The 13273-nt window shown below is 73.6% G+C and carries 11 protein-coding genes and 1 pseudogene; 6 read left to right on the plus strand and 6 right to left on the minus strand.

What is annotated here, in order from left to right; translation table 11 throughout:
• Window positions 1-8 precede the first annotated feature (8 nt).
• Both ACTMS0_RS28410 and tnpB read right to left on the minus strand, forming a co-directional pair.
• On the minus strand, window positions 9-899 hold the full coding sequence (locus ACTMS0_RS28410) for a glycosyltransferase family 2 protein (protein ID WP_441158345.1): 891 nt from the start codon (window positions 897-899) through the stop codon (window positions 9-11).
• A 23-nt stretch (window positions 900-922) separates the two neighbouring features.
• On the minus strand, window positions 923-2320 hold the full coding sequence (gene tnpB / locus ACTMS0_RS28415; protein ID WP_441158346.1) for an IS607 family element RNA-guided endonuclease TnpB: 1398 nt from the start codon (window positions 2318-2320) through the stop codon (window positions 923-925).
• Between the two features lie 101 nt (window positions 2321-2421).
• Between tnpB and ACTMS0_RS28420 the strand changes: the two genes are divergently transcribed.
• The 3 genes from ACTMS0_RS28420 to ACTMS0_RS28430 all read left to right on the plus strand — a co-directional run bounded on the left by ACTMS0_RS28420 (window position 2422) and on the right by ACTMS0_RS28430 (window position 5619).
• Window positions 2422-3546, plus strand: a complete 1125-nt coding sequence (locus ACTMS0_RS28420; protein ID WP_441158347.1) for a CapA family protein — start codon at window positions 2422-2424, stop codon at window positions 3544-3546.
• Window positions 3547-3625: 79 nt separating this feature from the next.
• Window positions 3626-4309 (plus strand): GntR family transcriptional regulator, encoded by a 684-nt coding sequence (locus ACTMS0_RS28425; RefSeq protein ID WP_441158348.1) that lies wholly within the window; start codon window positions 3626-3628, stop codon window positions 4307-4309.
• Complete coding sequence (locus ACTMS0_RS28430) at window positions 4306-5619, plus strand: MFS transporter (protein WP_441158349.1); 1314 nt, start codon at window positions 4306-4308, stop codon at window positions 5617-5619. Before ACTMS0_RS28425 ends, ACTMS0_RS28430 begins: the two co-directional genes overlap by 4 nt.
• 66 nt (window positions 5620-5685) lie before the next feature.
• On the opposite strand, the gene ACTMS0_RS28435 is transcribed toward ACTMS0_RS28430, so the two are convergent.
• The gene (locus ACTMS0_RS28435; protein ID WP_441158350.1) at window positions 5686-6102 is read right to left on the minus strand and encodes a hypothetical protein; all 417 of its coding nucleotides are present in this window, start codon (window positions 6100-6102) and stop codon (window positions 5686-5688) included.
• A gap of 178 nt (window positions 6103-6280) precedes the next feature.
• On the opposite strand from ACTMS0_RS28435, the gene ACTMS0_RS28440 reads away from it, so the two are divergent.
• Complete coding sequence (locus tag ACTMS0_RS28440) at window positions 6281-7366, plus strand: S-(hydroxymethyl)mycothiol dehydrogenase (protein WP_441158351.1); 1086 nt, start codon at window positions 6281-6283, stop codon at window positions 7364-7366.
• Window positions 7366-7995: an MBL fold metallo-hydrolase gene (locus tag ACTMS0_RS28445; protein WP_441158352.1), complete on the plus strand. Its 630-nt coding sequence runs from the start codon at window positions 7366-7368 to the stop codon at window positions 7993-7995. Before ACTMS0_RS28440 ends, ACTMS0_RS28445 begins: the two co-directional genes overlap by 1 nt.
• A 50-nt stretch (window positions 7996-8045) precedes the next feature.
• On the opposite strand, the gene ACTMS0_RS28450 is transcribed toward ACTMS0_RS28445, so the two are convergent.
• A complete protein-coding gene (locus ACTMS0_RS28450; protein WP_441158353.1) occupies window positions 8046-8984 on the minus strand; it encodes an anti-sigma factor RsbA family regulatory protein in 939 nt (312 codons plus the stop codon).
• Window positions 8981-9832, minus strand: a complete 852-nt coding sequence (locus tag ACTMS0_RS28455; protein WP_441158354.1) for an MEDS domain-containing protein — start codon at window positions 9830-9832, stop codon at window positions 8981-8983. Before ACTMS0_RS28455 ends, ACTMS0_RS28450 begins: the two co-directional genes overlap by 4 nt.
• Before the next feature lie 523 nt (window positions 9833-10355).
• Between ACTMS0_RS28455 and ACTMS0_RS28460 the strand changes: the two are divergent.
• Window positions 10356-11033, plus strand: a pseudogene (locus tag ACTMS0_RS28460) (hypothetical protein); the annotation flags it as partial.
• A gap of 60 nt (window positions 11034-11093) precedes the next feature.
• Here the strand turns inward: ACTMS0_RS28460 and ACTMS0_RS28465 are convergent.
• On the minus strand, window positions 11094-12716 hold the full coding sequence (locus ACTMS0_RS28465; protein WP_441158355.1) for an alkaline phosphatase D family protein: 1623 nt from the start codon (window positions 12714-12716) through the stop codon (window positions 11094-11096).
• Window positions 12717-13273 lie beyond the last annotated feature (557 nt).

Consider the following 13273-nt stretch of genomic DNA (forward strand, 5'->3'; position numbering starts at 1 on the left):
CGCCGGATTCAGTTCCCGACGCGCGCCGGTACCTGCCGCTCCGGCGCGGGCGTCCCGGTGGGGGCCCGTTCCAGGGTGCGCAGCGCCGCCTCCACCTGCTCCGGCAGCCGGCGCCGGTGCCGCAGCGCCCAGGCCAGCTCGCGGCCCGCGTCGCGCAGGCCGCGTCGCCCGGCCGGTTCGCGCAGCGTCTCCGCCACCGTCCGCAGCACCAGCGGCGCCGGTCGCCGCAGGGCGGCGGTCAGCACCCGGTTGCGCGCCTCGACGCGGTGCCGCTCGCGCAGGTCACGCCCCGCCGGTAGCGGCAGGTGGTGGGCCACGACATCCGCCACGTACGTCAACTGCCAACCGGCGGCGGCCAGGTCCATCGCCAGCAGCGCCTCCTCGCCGTACGTGCGCAGTCGCTCGGTGAACCCGCCGACCTGGTGGAACGCGTCGCGGCGCAGCACCGCCGCGCAGGCCAGGAAGCCCAGCACGGACGGGCCCGGCGCCCCGGCCGGCGTGCCCAGCGGCGACCGGGCCATCTCCGCCGACACGGGGTCGAGGCGCCGCTCCCGGCCGACAAGCACCCGCCCGGCCAGCAGCCCGGTCCGCGGGTACGCCCGCAGCACCCGCACCGCCTCGGCCAGCGCGCCCGGCGCCCAGTACGAATCGTCGTCGGCGAACGCGACGAACGGCGTGCGGGCCAGGTCCACGCCGACGTTGCGGGCGGCGCCCGCCCCGGCGTTCCAGCCCAGCCGCACCACCCGTACTCCCGGGAACGCGCGCGACACCGCCTCGGGCGTCCCGTCGTCGGAGCCGTTGTCGACCATGATCACCGGCGCCTCGTGCCGGCACAGCGTCTCCAGCACCTGTCCACGCCGGTTGCGGGTGGCCACGACCACCGTCACGTCCTCGGTCATGGCGGCCCTGCTACCGTTTTCTCTCATGAAGCCAAAGTAGGCGCATGATTGGATGTCCTACCTTGCGGTGGGACGGTCCCGGTCTTGCCCGCGGTGGCGGTGCCGGGTAGACGTTTCACAGCCACCGGCCCCGCAGGCGGGGTCTTACGGTCGGCTCCGCGTCCGTTTAGTGTCTCCGGGCCACTCCCGGCGACGGTGGCCGCCAGGGCGGCCAGATTGCGTGCGGCGTTGACGTCCCGGTCCAGGACGAGGCCGCAGGTGGTGCAGGTGAAGGTGCGCTCCGACAGGGCCAGCTTGGTTCTCACCGCGCCACACGCCGAGCACGTCTTGGAGGAGGGGTACCAGCGGTCGGCCACCACCAACCGGCCGCCGCACCACTGCGTCTTATAGTCCAGTTGCCGGCGAATCTCGGCGAAGCCGGCGTCGGCGATGCGCCGGGCCAGCCTGCGGTTGCGCAGCATGCCGGCGACGTTGAGGTCTTCGATCACGATCGTGCCGTAGCCTGTGGCGAGGCGGGTGGTGAGCTTGTGCAGGCCATCGCGGCGCAGGTTCGCCACCCGGGCATGCGCCCGGCCCAGCGCTGTCCGGGCCCGACACCACCGCTTCGAGGCATCCCGGCGGGTGCGCCGGTCGGGGCCGACCTTGCGAGACAGCCCACGGCTGATTCGGCGAATCTTGCGCAGGGCGGCATCGAGGTGTCCCGGGTTCGGCACCAGTTCGCCGGTGGACAGTACCGCCAGGTGCCTCACCCCAAGATCGATGCCGACAGTCTCATCCGGACGGGCGGGGGTGCGTGGCGCGCGCTGGACCTCGCAGGTGAACGACACGTACCAGCGGTGACCGTCGCGGCGCACGGTGGCGGACAGGATCCGGGCGGTGCCGGCTTCCAGCCGGCGGGCGAGTTTGCGGGTCGACTCGTGCAGCTTCAGTCGGCCCAGCCGGGGCAGCACCACGTGCTTACGGTCGGGTTCGACGCGGATGGTGCCGGTGGTGAACCGGACCGCCGGTGCCGAGCGGCGGCGGGACTTGAATCGGGGAAAGCCGACCGGCCGGCCGGATCGCTTGCCCGAGCGGGAGTCGGCCCAGTTCCTTAACGCCCGGGCGAGGGTGTCGAGGCCGGTGTTGTACGCCTCCTTCGAGTAGTCCCGCCACCACGGCGCCACCTCGCCCTTCGCCGCGTTCCACGACCGGCGCAGCGCCGGCAACGTCCAACCAACCGTGGGCGTGAGGTGCTCCGAGCCGATGCCGTAGCTGCGTTCGGCGGCCCGCTGATCCAGCACCGCCTTCACCCGCTCCAGCCCCCAGTTGTAGGCCGTGCGGGCAGCGCCAGCATGACCCAGCAACGCCCGCTCCTGCCCGGGGGACAGGTCAAGGGCGAACCGGTACGCCTGAATCACGCTCGGCCGATTCCGGTGCCCCACGTCGGGCAAACTAACCACTCGGTACGACACTGCCCGACAGCGTGCGACGTCTTCATGCGGTGGCAGGTGAGGGTGGCGGCCGGGCGGGGAACACCGGACGGATGGCGGACCTGACCCTGCTGCTCGGCGGCGACGTGATGACCGGTCGCGGCGTGGACGCGATCCTGGGCCGGCCCGCCCCGCCGGACCTGCGGGAGCAGGCGGTGCGCGACGCCCGCGAGTACGTGGCCCTCGTCGAGGCCGCCAACGGTCCCGTCCCGCGACCGGCGCCGCCCCAGCGGCTCTGGGGGGAAGCGCTCGACCTGCTCGACACGGTCGCTCCCGACGTACGGATCGTCAACCTGGAGACCGCCGTCACCGGGCGGGGTACGCACGACCCGACGAAGGGCATCCACTACCGGATGCACCCGGCGAACGTCGCCGCACTGACCGCCGCGCGGCTCGACGTCTGCGTGCTGGGCAACAACCACTGCCTCGACTTCGGGCCGGTCGGCCTCGCCGACACCCTGGACGCGCTGGCCGGAGCCGGGGTGGCGACCGCCGGCGCCGGCCCGGACGCCACCGCGGCGTGGCGGCCCGCCGCGGTGCCCCTCGCCGACGGCCGCCTGCTGGTCTGGTCGGTGGCCGCCCCGTCCAGCGGCGTGCCACCGCACTGGGCGGCGACCGGCGACCGGCCGGGCGTCGCGTACCTGCCGGAGGTGTCGGCCGCGTCGGCGGAGGCGCTGGCCGCCCGGATCACCGCCGAGGCCGGGCCGGGGGACCGGGTCGTGGTCTCCGTGCACTGGGGCACCAACTGGGGGTACGACGTGCCGCCCGAGCACGTGGCCTTCGCCCACCGCCTCGTCGACGCGGGCGTGGACATGGTGCACGGGCACTCCTCGCACCATGCGCGCCCCGTCGAGGTGTACCGCGACCGGCTGATCCTCTACGGCTGTGGCGACCTGGTCGACGACTACGAGGGCATCGGCGGGTACGAGGCGTACCGGCCGGAGCTGCGCCTGCTCTGGCTGCCCACGCTCGACCGGGAGACCGGCCGGCTGCGCTGCCTGCGGGCCGCCCCGGTGCGGATGCGCCGGCTGCGGCTGGAACGGGCCGGCCCGGAGGACGCCCGCTGGCTCGCCGACCTGCTGGGCGGCTTCGGCGCGCCCTTCGCCGACGGTTTCACCGTCGACCCCGGCGGCCTGCTGGCCTGGGACGCCTCCAGTGGAGCCGGGGCTCGATCCTGACACCGCCACCGACGTGGCCTGAGCCACCGTCCTCCGGGGCGGCGTACGCCACGGAGACGCCGCGCCGCATCATAGATACATGACGCATCCCTCTGCGCCCGCACCCGCCGAGGTGACCACCACGCGTTCGGCCGCGCCGTCGGCGGCCGAACGCGCGTACCGGCACCTGAAGCGGTCGATTCTCGAGCAGATCCACCCGGGCGGGTCGCTGGTCAGCGAGGGCGAGATCGCCGAGGCCACCGGCGTCTCCCGCACCCCGGTACGCGAGGCGCTGCTGCGGCTGGAGGCGGAGGGGCTGGTCAAGCTCTACCCGAAGCGGGGCGCCCTGATCCGTCCCGTGTCCGCCCGGGAGATCGCGGACGTGATCGAGGCGCGGCGCCTGATCGAGCTGCACGCCGCCGAGCGGGTCTGGCCGCGCCGCGCCGCGCTCAAGGGCGAGCTGGCGACCCGGCTGGCCGAGATGCGCGTCGCGCACGCCGCCGGCGACCTCACCGCCCTGATGGCCGCCGACCGCGCCTTCCACGCCACCGTCGTCGACGCCGCCGGCAACGAGATCCTCGCCGAGCTGTACCAGCGGCTGCGCGACCGGCAGCTGCGGATGGGGGAGGCGAGCTTCCGGCTCTCGCCCGGCTGGGCCGAGGTGGCGCTCACCGAGCACGCGGCGCAGCTCGCCGCCCTCGACTCGGACGACCCGCAGCCCTGGCTCGCCGCGGTCGCCGCCCACATCGACAACGCCGCGACCGTGCTGCGGACGCTACGGTGACCCTGCCGGTCCCCGCCCCGGTCGTGCCCCGCCGCTCCGCCGCGCTGGTCTGGGGCGTGGCGCTCAGCGCGTACGTGGCGGCGGTGTTCCACCGCAGCTCGCTCGGGGTCACCGGGGTCGACGCCGTGGAGCGGTTCCACATCAACGCCTCGGCGCTGGCCACCTTCTCCGTCGCCCAGCTCGCCGTGTACGCGGCGATGCAGGTGCCGGTCGGGGTGCTCCTCGACCGGTTCGGCTCCCGCCGGCTGCTGATCGCCGGCGGCGCGCTGATGCTCGCCGGCCAGCTCTGCTTCGCCCTCGCCACCGACGTCCGCCTGGCCGTGCTGGCCCGGATGCTGGTCGGGTTGGGCGACGCGGCGACCTTCATCAGCGTGCTGCGGATCGTGGCGTTCTGGTTCCCCGGTCGCCGCAACCCGCTGGTGACCCAGCTGACCGGGACGCTCGGCCAACTCGGGGCGATCCTCGGCGCCGTACCCCTGGTGGCGCTGCTGCACCGCGCGGGCTGGACCACCGCCTTCCTCGTCGCCGCCGCGGTGGGCGCCACCGTGCTGCTGATGGTGGTCGCCGCCGTCCGGGACACGCCGCACCGGGACACCGCGACCGGCCCGGCCCCCACCCTCGCCGCCGTGCGCCGGGAACTCGGCGCCGCCTGGGCCCAGCCCGGCACCCGGCTCGGACTCTGGACGCACTTCGTCACCCAGTTCTCCGGGGCCGTGTTCGCCCTGCTGTGGGGATATCCGTTCCTGGTACAGGGGCAGAACCTCAGCCCCACCGCCGCGGCCTCGCTGCTCACCCTCATGACGGTGGCGACGCTGCTCTCCGGGCCCGCGATCGCGCACCTGTGCGCCCGCCACCCGTACCGTCGCTCGGTGCTGGTCTTCGCCATCACCGGCGCCACGGCGACGGTCTGGACGGTCGTGCTCGTCTGGCCCGGCCGCGCGCCGGGCTGGCTGCTGGTGACCCTGGTGCTGGTCCTGGCCGTCAACGGGCCGGGCTCGATGATCGGCTTCGACTACGCCCGTACCTTCAACCCGGTCAGCCGGCTCGGCAGCGCCGCCGGCATCGTCAACGTCGGCGGGTTCGTCGCCTCGATCGGCCTCGTCCTGGCGGTCGGAGTGGTCCTCGACCTGGCCACCCCCGGCGGGCGGGGCACACCCGACCTGACCGCCTTCCGCTGGGCCTTCGCGGTGCAGTACGCGCTCTGGGCGCTCGGAGCGGTGCAGGTGCTGCGCTGGCGCAACGCCGCCCGGCGCCGCCACGCCGCCGAACGGGCGGCCGCCGCGCCGGCTCCCCAACCGGCGACCTCCTGACCGGCACCCGCCGGGTCGGCCGGGACTCCGCGACGCCCGCGTGTGCCTGCCTGCGTGGTTCGGTGCTCAGGCGGGCCGGCGGCGGGTGAGGTCGTCGAGGACCAGAGTCAGGGCGGCCCCGAGCAGCCAGATGTCCTTGGCCAGCACGGTGCCCTGCTGGGTGGGCTTCAGGCTGCCCGCCTCGCGCATCCCCGGCGTCTTGAGATAGAGCTGCACCAGGCCCGCACTGAACCCGGCCAGCCCCAGACCGACCAGCGCCGACGGGACGAACGGCGTGAGCAGCGCGACGCCCAGCGCGGTCTCGGCCCGGGAGAGCAGCCGGGCGAACCGGTTCGCGTCGAGATGCTTGAGCTGCGGGACGGCGCCCACGGCCCTCCCGTGCAAGCCCTGAGCGGCTTCGCCCTCCAGCGTCCGTTTGCTCAGCCCGGAGTTGAGGAAGAACGCGCCGATGGTGACCCGCAACGGCACATGGCTGACCTTCATGGCCCACTCCCGTCCCGACGATCGAACCGTGCACCCGCCTACCCGGCATCGGCGGTGGTAACCCCGGCGCCGAACGGGACGATGGGGATGATCGGCGGTAGTTTCAACCGGAGGCGTGATCGACGGTGCCGCGGCAGCGCATCTACGGCCCGGCGTCGCCGCGGAGCAGGAGGAGATCATGAGCCAGCAGGTCCGGGGAGTCATCTCCCGCAGCAAGGGTGCGCCGGTCGAGGTGACCACGATCGTGGTGCCGGATCCCGGGCCGGGTGAGGCGGTGGTCCGCGTCCTGTCGTGCGGTGTCTGCCACACCGACCTGCACTACCGCGAGGGCGGGATCACCGACGACTACCCCTTCCTGCTCGGGCACGAGGCGGCCGGCATCGTCGAGCAGGTGGGCGTCGGTGTCGAGTCCGTCGCGCCCGGCGACTTCGTGGTGCTCAACTGGCGAGCCGTCTGCGGCGTGTGCCGGGCCTGCCGCCGCAGCCGCCCCTGGTACTGCTTCAACACCCACAACGCCACCCAGAGGATGACCCTCACCGACGGCACGGAACTCGCCCCGGCCCTCGGGATCGGCGCCTTCGCCGAGAAGACCCTCGTCCACGCCGGACAGTGCACCAAGGTCGACCCGGCCGCCCGGCCGGCGGCGGTGGGCCTGCTCGGCTGCGGTGTCATGGCCGGCCTCGGCGCGGCGATGAACACCGGCGGCGTCACCCGCGGCGACTCCGTGGCGGTGATCGGCTGCGGCGGCGTGGGCGACGCCGCCATCGCCGGCGCCACCCTGGCCGGCGCGACGACGATCATCGGCGTGGACACCGACGCCCGCAAGCTCGACTGGGCCCGCCGCTTCGGCGCCACGCACACCGTCGACGCGTCCGCCGAGGACGTGGTGGAGGCGATCCGGGAGGCCACCGGCGGCTTCGGCGCCGACGTGGTCATCGACGCGGTCGGCCGGCCGGAGACGTGGAAGCAGGCGTTCTACGCCCGCGACCTCGCCGGCACGGTCGTCCTGGTCGGCGTGCCGACGCCGGAGATGACCGTCGAGGTGCCGCTGCTGGACGTGTTCGGGCGCGGCGGGGCGCTCAAGTCCAGCTGGTACGGCGACTGCCTGCCGAGCCGGGACTTCCCCGCGCTCACCGCGCTCTACCTGCAGGGCCGGCTCGACCTGGACGCGTTCGTCACCGAGGAGATCGCGCTGGACCAGGTCGAGGAGGCCTTCGCCCGGATGCACCACGGTGACGTGCTCCGCTCGGTGGTGGTCTTCTGATGGCCTCCCGCATCGACCACACCGTCACCGCCGGGACCTTCTCACTCGACGGGCAGACCTTCGAGGTCGACAACAACGTGTGGGTGCTCGGTGACGACGCCGAGTGCGTCGTCGTGGACGCGCCGCACGACGTCGACGCGATCCTCGCCGTCGTCGGCGACCGGCGGGTGCGGGCGATCCTCGCCACCCACGCGCACGACGACCACGTCCGGGTGGCGCCGGCGCTGGCCCGGGCCACCGGCGCCCCCGTGCTCCTGCACCCCGCCGACCGGGTCCTGTGGGACCTGGTTCACCCCGACGAGCCGCCCGGCGGTGACCTGCGCGACGGCGGGACCGTCGAGGTGGCGGGCACGAGCGTGCTCGTGCTGCACACCCCCGGGCACAGTCCCGGCGCGTGCAGCTTCCACGTGCCCGCGCTCGGCGTGGTGTTCACCGGCGATACCCTGTTCGCCGGCGGGCCGGGCGCCACCGGGCGCTCGTACAGCAACTTCGGCACGATCATCCGCTCGATCCGGGACCTGCTGCTCACCCTGCCGCCGGAGACCGTCGTCCACCCCGGGCACGGCGCGAGCACCACCACCGGCGCCGAGCTGCCCCACCTCGAGGAGTGGCTGGCCCGCGGGCACTGAGCGCGCCGCTGCTCCGGCGAGCGGTCCGCCGGGACGTGCCGGCCCCGCCGTCAGAGCCAGCGCCGCATGTGCAGGCGTACGGTGGTCCCGGCGGGCGTGGTGTGCACGCGTACCAGATCACAGAGGGCGTGGACGATCACCAGGCCCCGGCCACCGACGCCGTCGCTCGCCGGGGTCAGCCGGCCCGCGAGCGGATCGGCCAGCCAACCGCCGTCGTGGATCTTGCAGACCAGGTGCTCGGGGGTCGTCCAGACCTGGAGCGTCCCGCCGCCGCCCGCGTGCGCGACGCTGTTCGCGGCCAGCTCGGTGACGGCGATCTGGAGGTCCGCCACCCGGTCCTCGCCGAGGCCGGCCACCGCCGCGCGGGCGGCCACGAAGCGGCGCAGCTCGGGCAGCGTGTCCACGTGGTAGGCGCGGACGTCGACCGGCCCGGGCGGCGTCGGCAGCGGCGCGTTGTAGCGGGCCACCACGTCCGACGGGGCGTAGGCGGGACTCGACCGGCGGCCGGTGGCGTCGACGAGCACCGGGTGGGTGGCGTGCGCGTCGGCCAGCGCGGTGTCGTCGAGGCCCGTCGCGTCGTACGGGCACAGGATCGTGGCCGGGCGGCCGGTGAAAGCCGCGTTGATCATGGCCTCGTGCTGGGCGCACGCCGGGTACTCGGTGTCGCTGCGCCCGACCCAGATCGGCTCGCCGACGATGCGTACCCGCCGGCCGGGGTGCCGCTCGACGAACGCCTGCAACACCCAGGGGATGATCCGCCCCGGGTTGCGCCCCGCGTCGGCCATGTCCGCCCAGCTCACCGCGTCCGCGTCGGCGACGGCGTCGCGGACGAGCTCGAGGTGGGCGCGGGGCATCGCCACCAGGACCGGTTCCCCGGCGGCCAGGCCGGACGTGACGAACGGCACCAGGCCGGCGACCAGCGCGTCGGTGTCCGGGTAGAACAGTCCCTCGTGGACGAACGTGTCCTGGTTCGGCAGCGTCCTCGTCACGCCCGTACCTCCGCGCCGACCAGATCGAGCAGCCGGCGCAGCGGTGGGCGGCACCCCACCAGTCGCACCTCGCGCGGGCGGGCCGCACGGCCGGCGTCCACCAGGGCGGTGGCGGCGGCCACGTCGGCGAAGCTGACCCCGGACAGGTCGAGGACGACCGCCCGCCCGAAGGGAAGACGGTCGGTGGCGTCGGTCACCATCGCGGCGAACGCGGCCCGGTTGCTGACATCGACCTGCCCGACCAGCCGCAGGCCGGGCGGCTGCCCGGTGCGGTACGCCCGCAGCAGCGGGATCCACGTACGTCCGGTCCGGGGACCGACCGTCGACGGGTGGGTCGCCGCCACCGTCCACAGATCGTCGGCGGGGAACAGCCGCCGGTCGTAGAGACACAGCGCGGCCACGCGCCCGTCGGGGAACAGCCGGTTGACGCTCGCCTCGTAGCGGCACAGCTCCGCCACGTCGGTGCCGGTGCGGGCCGCCCACGACATGTCGCCCACCAGCCGGAGCCCGACGTGGCCCTCCCGCTGCGCCCGGGCACTCTCGTCCGCCAGCGAGAAGACCATCCGGTCCGGATCGAGCCGGCCGTCCGGCCGGTAACTTTCCGTGGCCGGCCGGATTCGCAGGCGTCCGTCCGCGAGGGCCTCCTCCGGCGCCGCGCCCCGCTCGTGCACCGCAGCCACCACCGCCGCCGGGTCGAGCGTGTCGAGGAAGCAGACGACCTTCTCGTCCCGCAGCAGACCGGCGGCGACGAACCGGCCCACGGCGTCGAGACCGGCGGTCTCGACGTCGTACGTCCAGCAGATGTGGTCACCCAGGTCGACCTGGCCGACCACCGCTCCAGTGGTCACCGTCCTCGCCTTTCCAGTCGGCGCCTTCACTCTAACCTGGCCCGGACCCCCGCTCAGCAGGCGCACAGCCCCCTCCGGGCGGCCTCCCGCGCCGATTCGACGCCTCCGCGCCGGGTGTCCGGTTCCGGCCATCTGTACCGGCTGTCGGGGCGGCGACCGGTCACGCGTATCGACCGTTTCGTCGCCGCCCGCGGGGTCGCCGACCGTCCGTCCCGAAACATGGCGTGACCTGCGTCCCGCGGGCGCCGCCGGGCACCGTAACCGGAATGGTCGGCGGGCCAAGCGGGTTGTGTCCCCCGTACCGCCGGAACTCAAACCCCTTCCGGCCTGGCAGTTCCCCCACGGAGTGCTCATTCCGGAGCGCTTCGCCTGACCGAAAGGGCACATCGTGAAGGATGACTTCACTCGATGGCTCACGGCCATCGCGAAGGACTCGACCCACAAGATCGCCCGATGGCTCCCGGCCATCGCGAACGACTCGACCGACAAGATCGCCCGATGGCTTCCGGCCGTCACCAAGGACTCGAACCGCAAGGTCGCGCTCAGCGTGGCGGGCGTGGCCGCCATCGGCGCGCTGGCCGTCGCCCCGTCGGCCGTGGCCGCGCCCATCACCAGCGGCCCGCACGAGGGCGCCGTGGCCGCCATCGAGCTGGCCACCGGCAAGGGTGCCAAGTCGGGCGTGTCCGAGTCGGGCTCCGACGTGCCCGTCGAGTCGGGCCTGACGACCGGCGGCACCACCGACAAGCCCAAGGCCGGCAAGCCGACCCGCGAGGAGCTGATCCCGCACGGCGTGCAGGGCGCCCAGTCGCGCATCCCGCTCGACGACGCCCAGCGTGAGAACGCCAAGGAGATCATCAAGGTCGCCAAGAAGACCGGCGTCGGCGAGCGGGGCGCGGTCATCGGCATCGCCACCGCGCTGCAGGAGTCGAAGCTGTACAACCTGGGCCACCTGGGCATGTACAACGACCACGACTCGCAGGGCCTGTTCCAGCAGCGCCCGTCGTCGGGTTGGGGCTCGCCCGAGCAGATCACCGACCCGGAGTACGCCTCCACGGCGTTCTTCGAGGCGCTGAAGAACGTCGACGGTTGGCAGGACCTGCCGCTGACCACCGCGGCGCAGACGGTGCAGGTCTCGGCGTACCCGTTCCACTACGCCCAGTGGGAGGAGCAGGCGGCCGACATCGTCGCCCAGAACTGGTGACAACCGCATGACGAACCGGCCGGTCCCCGTACGGGGCCGGCCGGTTTCGTGTCCGTACCGTCAGACCAGCGGCGCGCTCTCCCGGCGCAGCCGTGCCGAGCCGGCGGCCACCGACCACCCCGCCACCCAGCGGCTGCCGGTCGCGGCGCGGGTCCGGTCGACCAGGTGGTACCAGTCCATCCGGCAGCGCTGCCGCGTCACCTCCAGCACGCCGTAGCCGTGCCCGTCCAGCTCGGTCCACCGCACGTGCGGGTTGGTCGAGCGGATCAGGCCCGCGCCCAGGGCGCTGAGCGCGTTACCCGCCGGCAGACCCAGGAAGTCGTTGACGTTGTCGCTGGTCATCGACGGCACCACGAACTCGGCGGCGGCCGGGTCGGTGAGGCCGGTCGACTTCGTCGTCACCTCGTTCGCCCACGACGTGTGGATGTCACCGGTTAGGAAGACGACGTCCTTCGTGCCGTTGGCCCGCAGGTGGTCGATCAGCTCGTTGCGGTCGGCGTTGTAGCCGTCCCACTGGTCCCTGCTGAGGACCGCCCCGTTCTGCGGGATCCCGAGCAGGGTGCCCAGCGGCCCGAGCAGCCACGCCGGCAGGGCGCCCACGTCCAGCCGGGAGATCATCACCGGGTTGCCGACCAGCTTCCAGCGCGCGTCCGACGTGGCCAGACCCGCCTTCAGCCACGCCATCTGCGCGTCGCCGGTGAGGGTCCGGCGCGGGTCGTCCACGGCCAGCCCCGAGGCCTGCTGCGAGCGGTACGTCCGCAGGTCCAGCATGGACAGGTCGGCGAGCCGACCGAAGCGCAGCCGCCGGTAGATGGCGCCGTCCGCACCGGTGCGCACCGGCATCCACTCGGCGTACGCCTGCCGCGCCGCCGCCATCCGGTCGGCGAAGCTGCCCTCGGTGCCCGGGGTGTGGTTCTCCGCGCCGCCCGACCACTGGTCGTTGGCTACCTCGTGGTCGTCCCAGGTGATCGCCCAGGGCACCGCCGCGTGCAGGGCCTGCAGGTCCGGGTCGCTCTTGTAGAGCGCGTGCCGGGTCCGGTAGTCCTGCAGCGTCAGGGTCTCGTGCGCCGGGCGGACCGGTCGTACCACGGTGTCCCCGGCGGCGAACTCGCCGGTGCCGTACTCGTACAGGTAGTCACCGAGGTGCACCACCAGGTTCAGGTCGCCCCGCTCCGCCAGGTGCCGGTACGCCGCGAAGAACCCCGCCTCCCAGTTCGAACAGGACACCACGCCCAGCCGAAGCCGGTCGATCTCGGCATCCGCCGCCGGCGCGGTCATCGTGCGGCCCGTGGACGACCAGGCCCCGGTGAAGCCGAAGCGGAACCAGTACGTCGTCGCCGGTGCCAGCCCGCTCACCGCCACCTTGACGGTGTGGTCACGGGCGGGCCCCGTCGCGAACGTCCCCTGCGCGGTCACCGAGGCGAAGTCCGGATCGGCGGCGACCTGCCAGGTCACGGTCACGTCCGGGCCGACGCCGGAGCCCGGCTGCGACTCCTCGGTGGGGGTGAGCCGGGTCCAGAGCAGGACGCCGTCGGGCAGGGGGTCACCGGAGGCCACGCCGTGTCGGAAGGCGCTGCCGGTGGCCTGGGCCGGGCCGGCAAGGGTGGCGCCGGCGAGCACGGCCGTGCCGGCGGAGGCGCCGGCGACACGCAGGAGGGTACGACGGTCGAGGGTGTTCGTCATGGTCTATGTATCTACCGTCAAGTAGCCTTCGTCCGCTGCCCCCGTACGGCGATGTTCTTCGATCCTTCAATCGGGGTTCGCAATTGCCGAATCTCGCGTCCGTCCCTTGTGTCCGTCTCCTGTGGCCTGTTCGTGCTCGCCGCTCTGGTATGGCGTCTCCGCCTTGTGGTCGCCCGGGGGTGGTGTTCGCGGCGGCGCGTCGCGTTGGCCGCGGTTGGGGTGTTCTGGGACGGGTCCGCCTGTGGTTGCGGGTTGGGGGTGCGGTGGTTACGTCGGCGGCAGGCTCGCTTGTGGTTGCGGTTGGTCGGTGTGGCGGGCGGGTTGGCATGGTGGCGGCTTGTCGTGTGGTTGCGGTTGGGGGTGTGGCCCGCCGTGCCCGGCTCCGGGCGGTCAGGCTTGATCCCTGCGCCGGTCACGGCGGGCCACACCCCTGACCTGGTCCCGGTCCGCCGGGGCGTGCCGGCTCAACCCCGTCCCCGGGCAGATCTTGGAAGCAAACGGCCCCTGGAGGGGCCCAAATCTTCCAAGATCTCCACGCGCCGTGCGTGCCCTGAGCG

Source organism: Micromonospora sp. H33 (assembly GCF_052068455.1).
In the GTDB taxonomy this organism is placed as follows: Bacteria; Actinomycetota; Actinomycetes; order Mycobacteriales; family Micromonosporaceae; genus Micromonospora.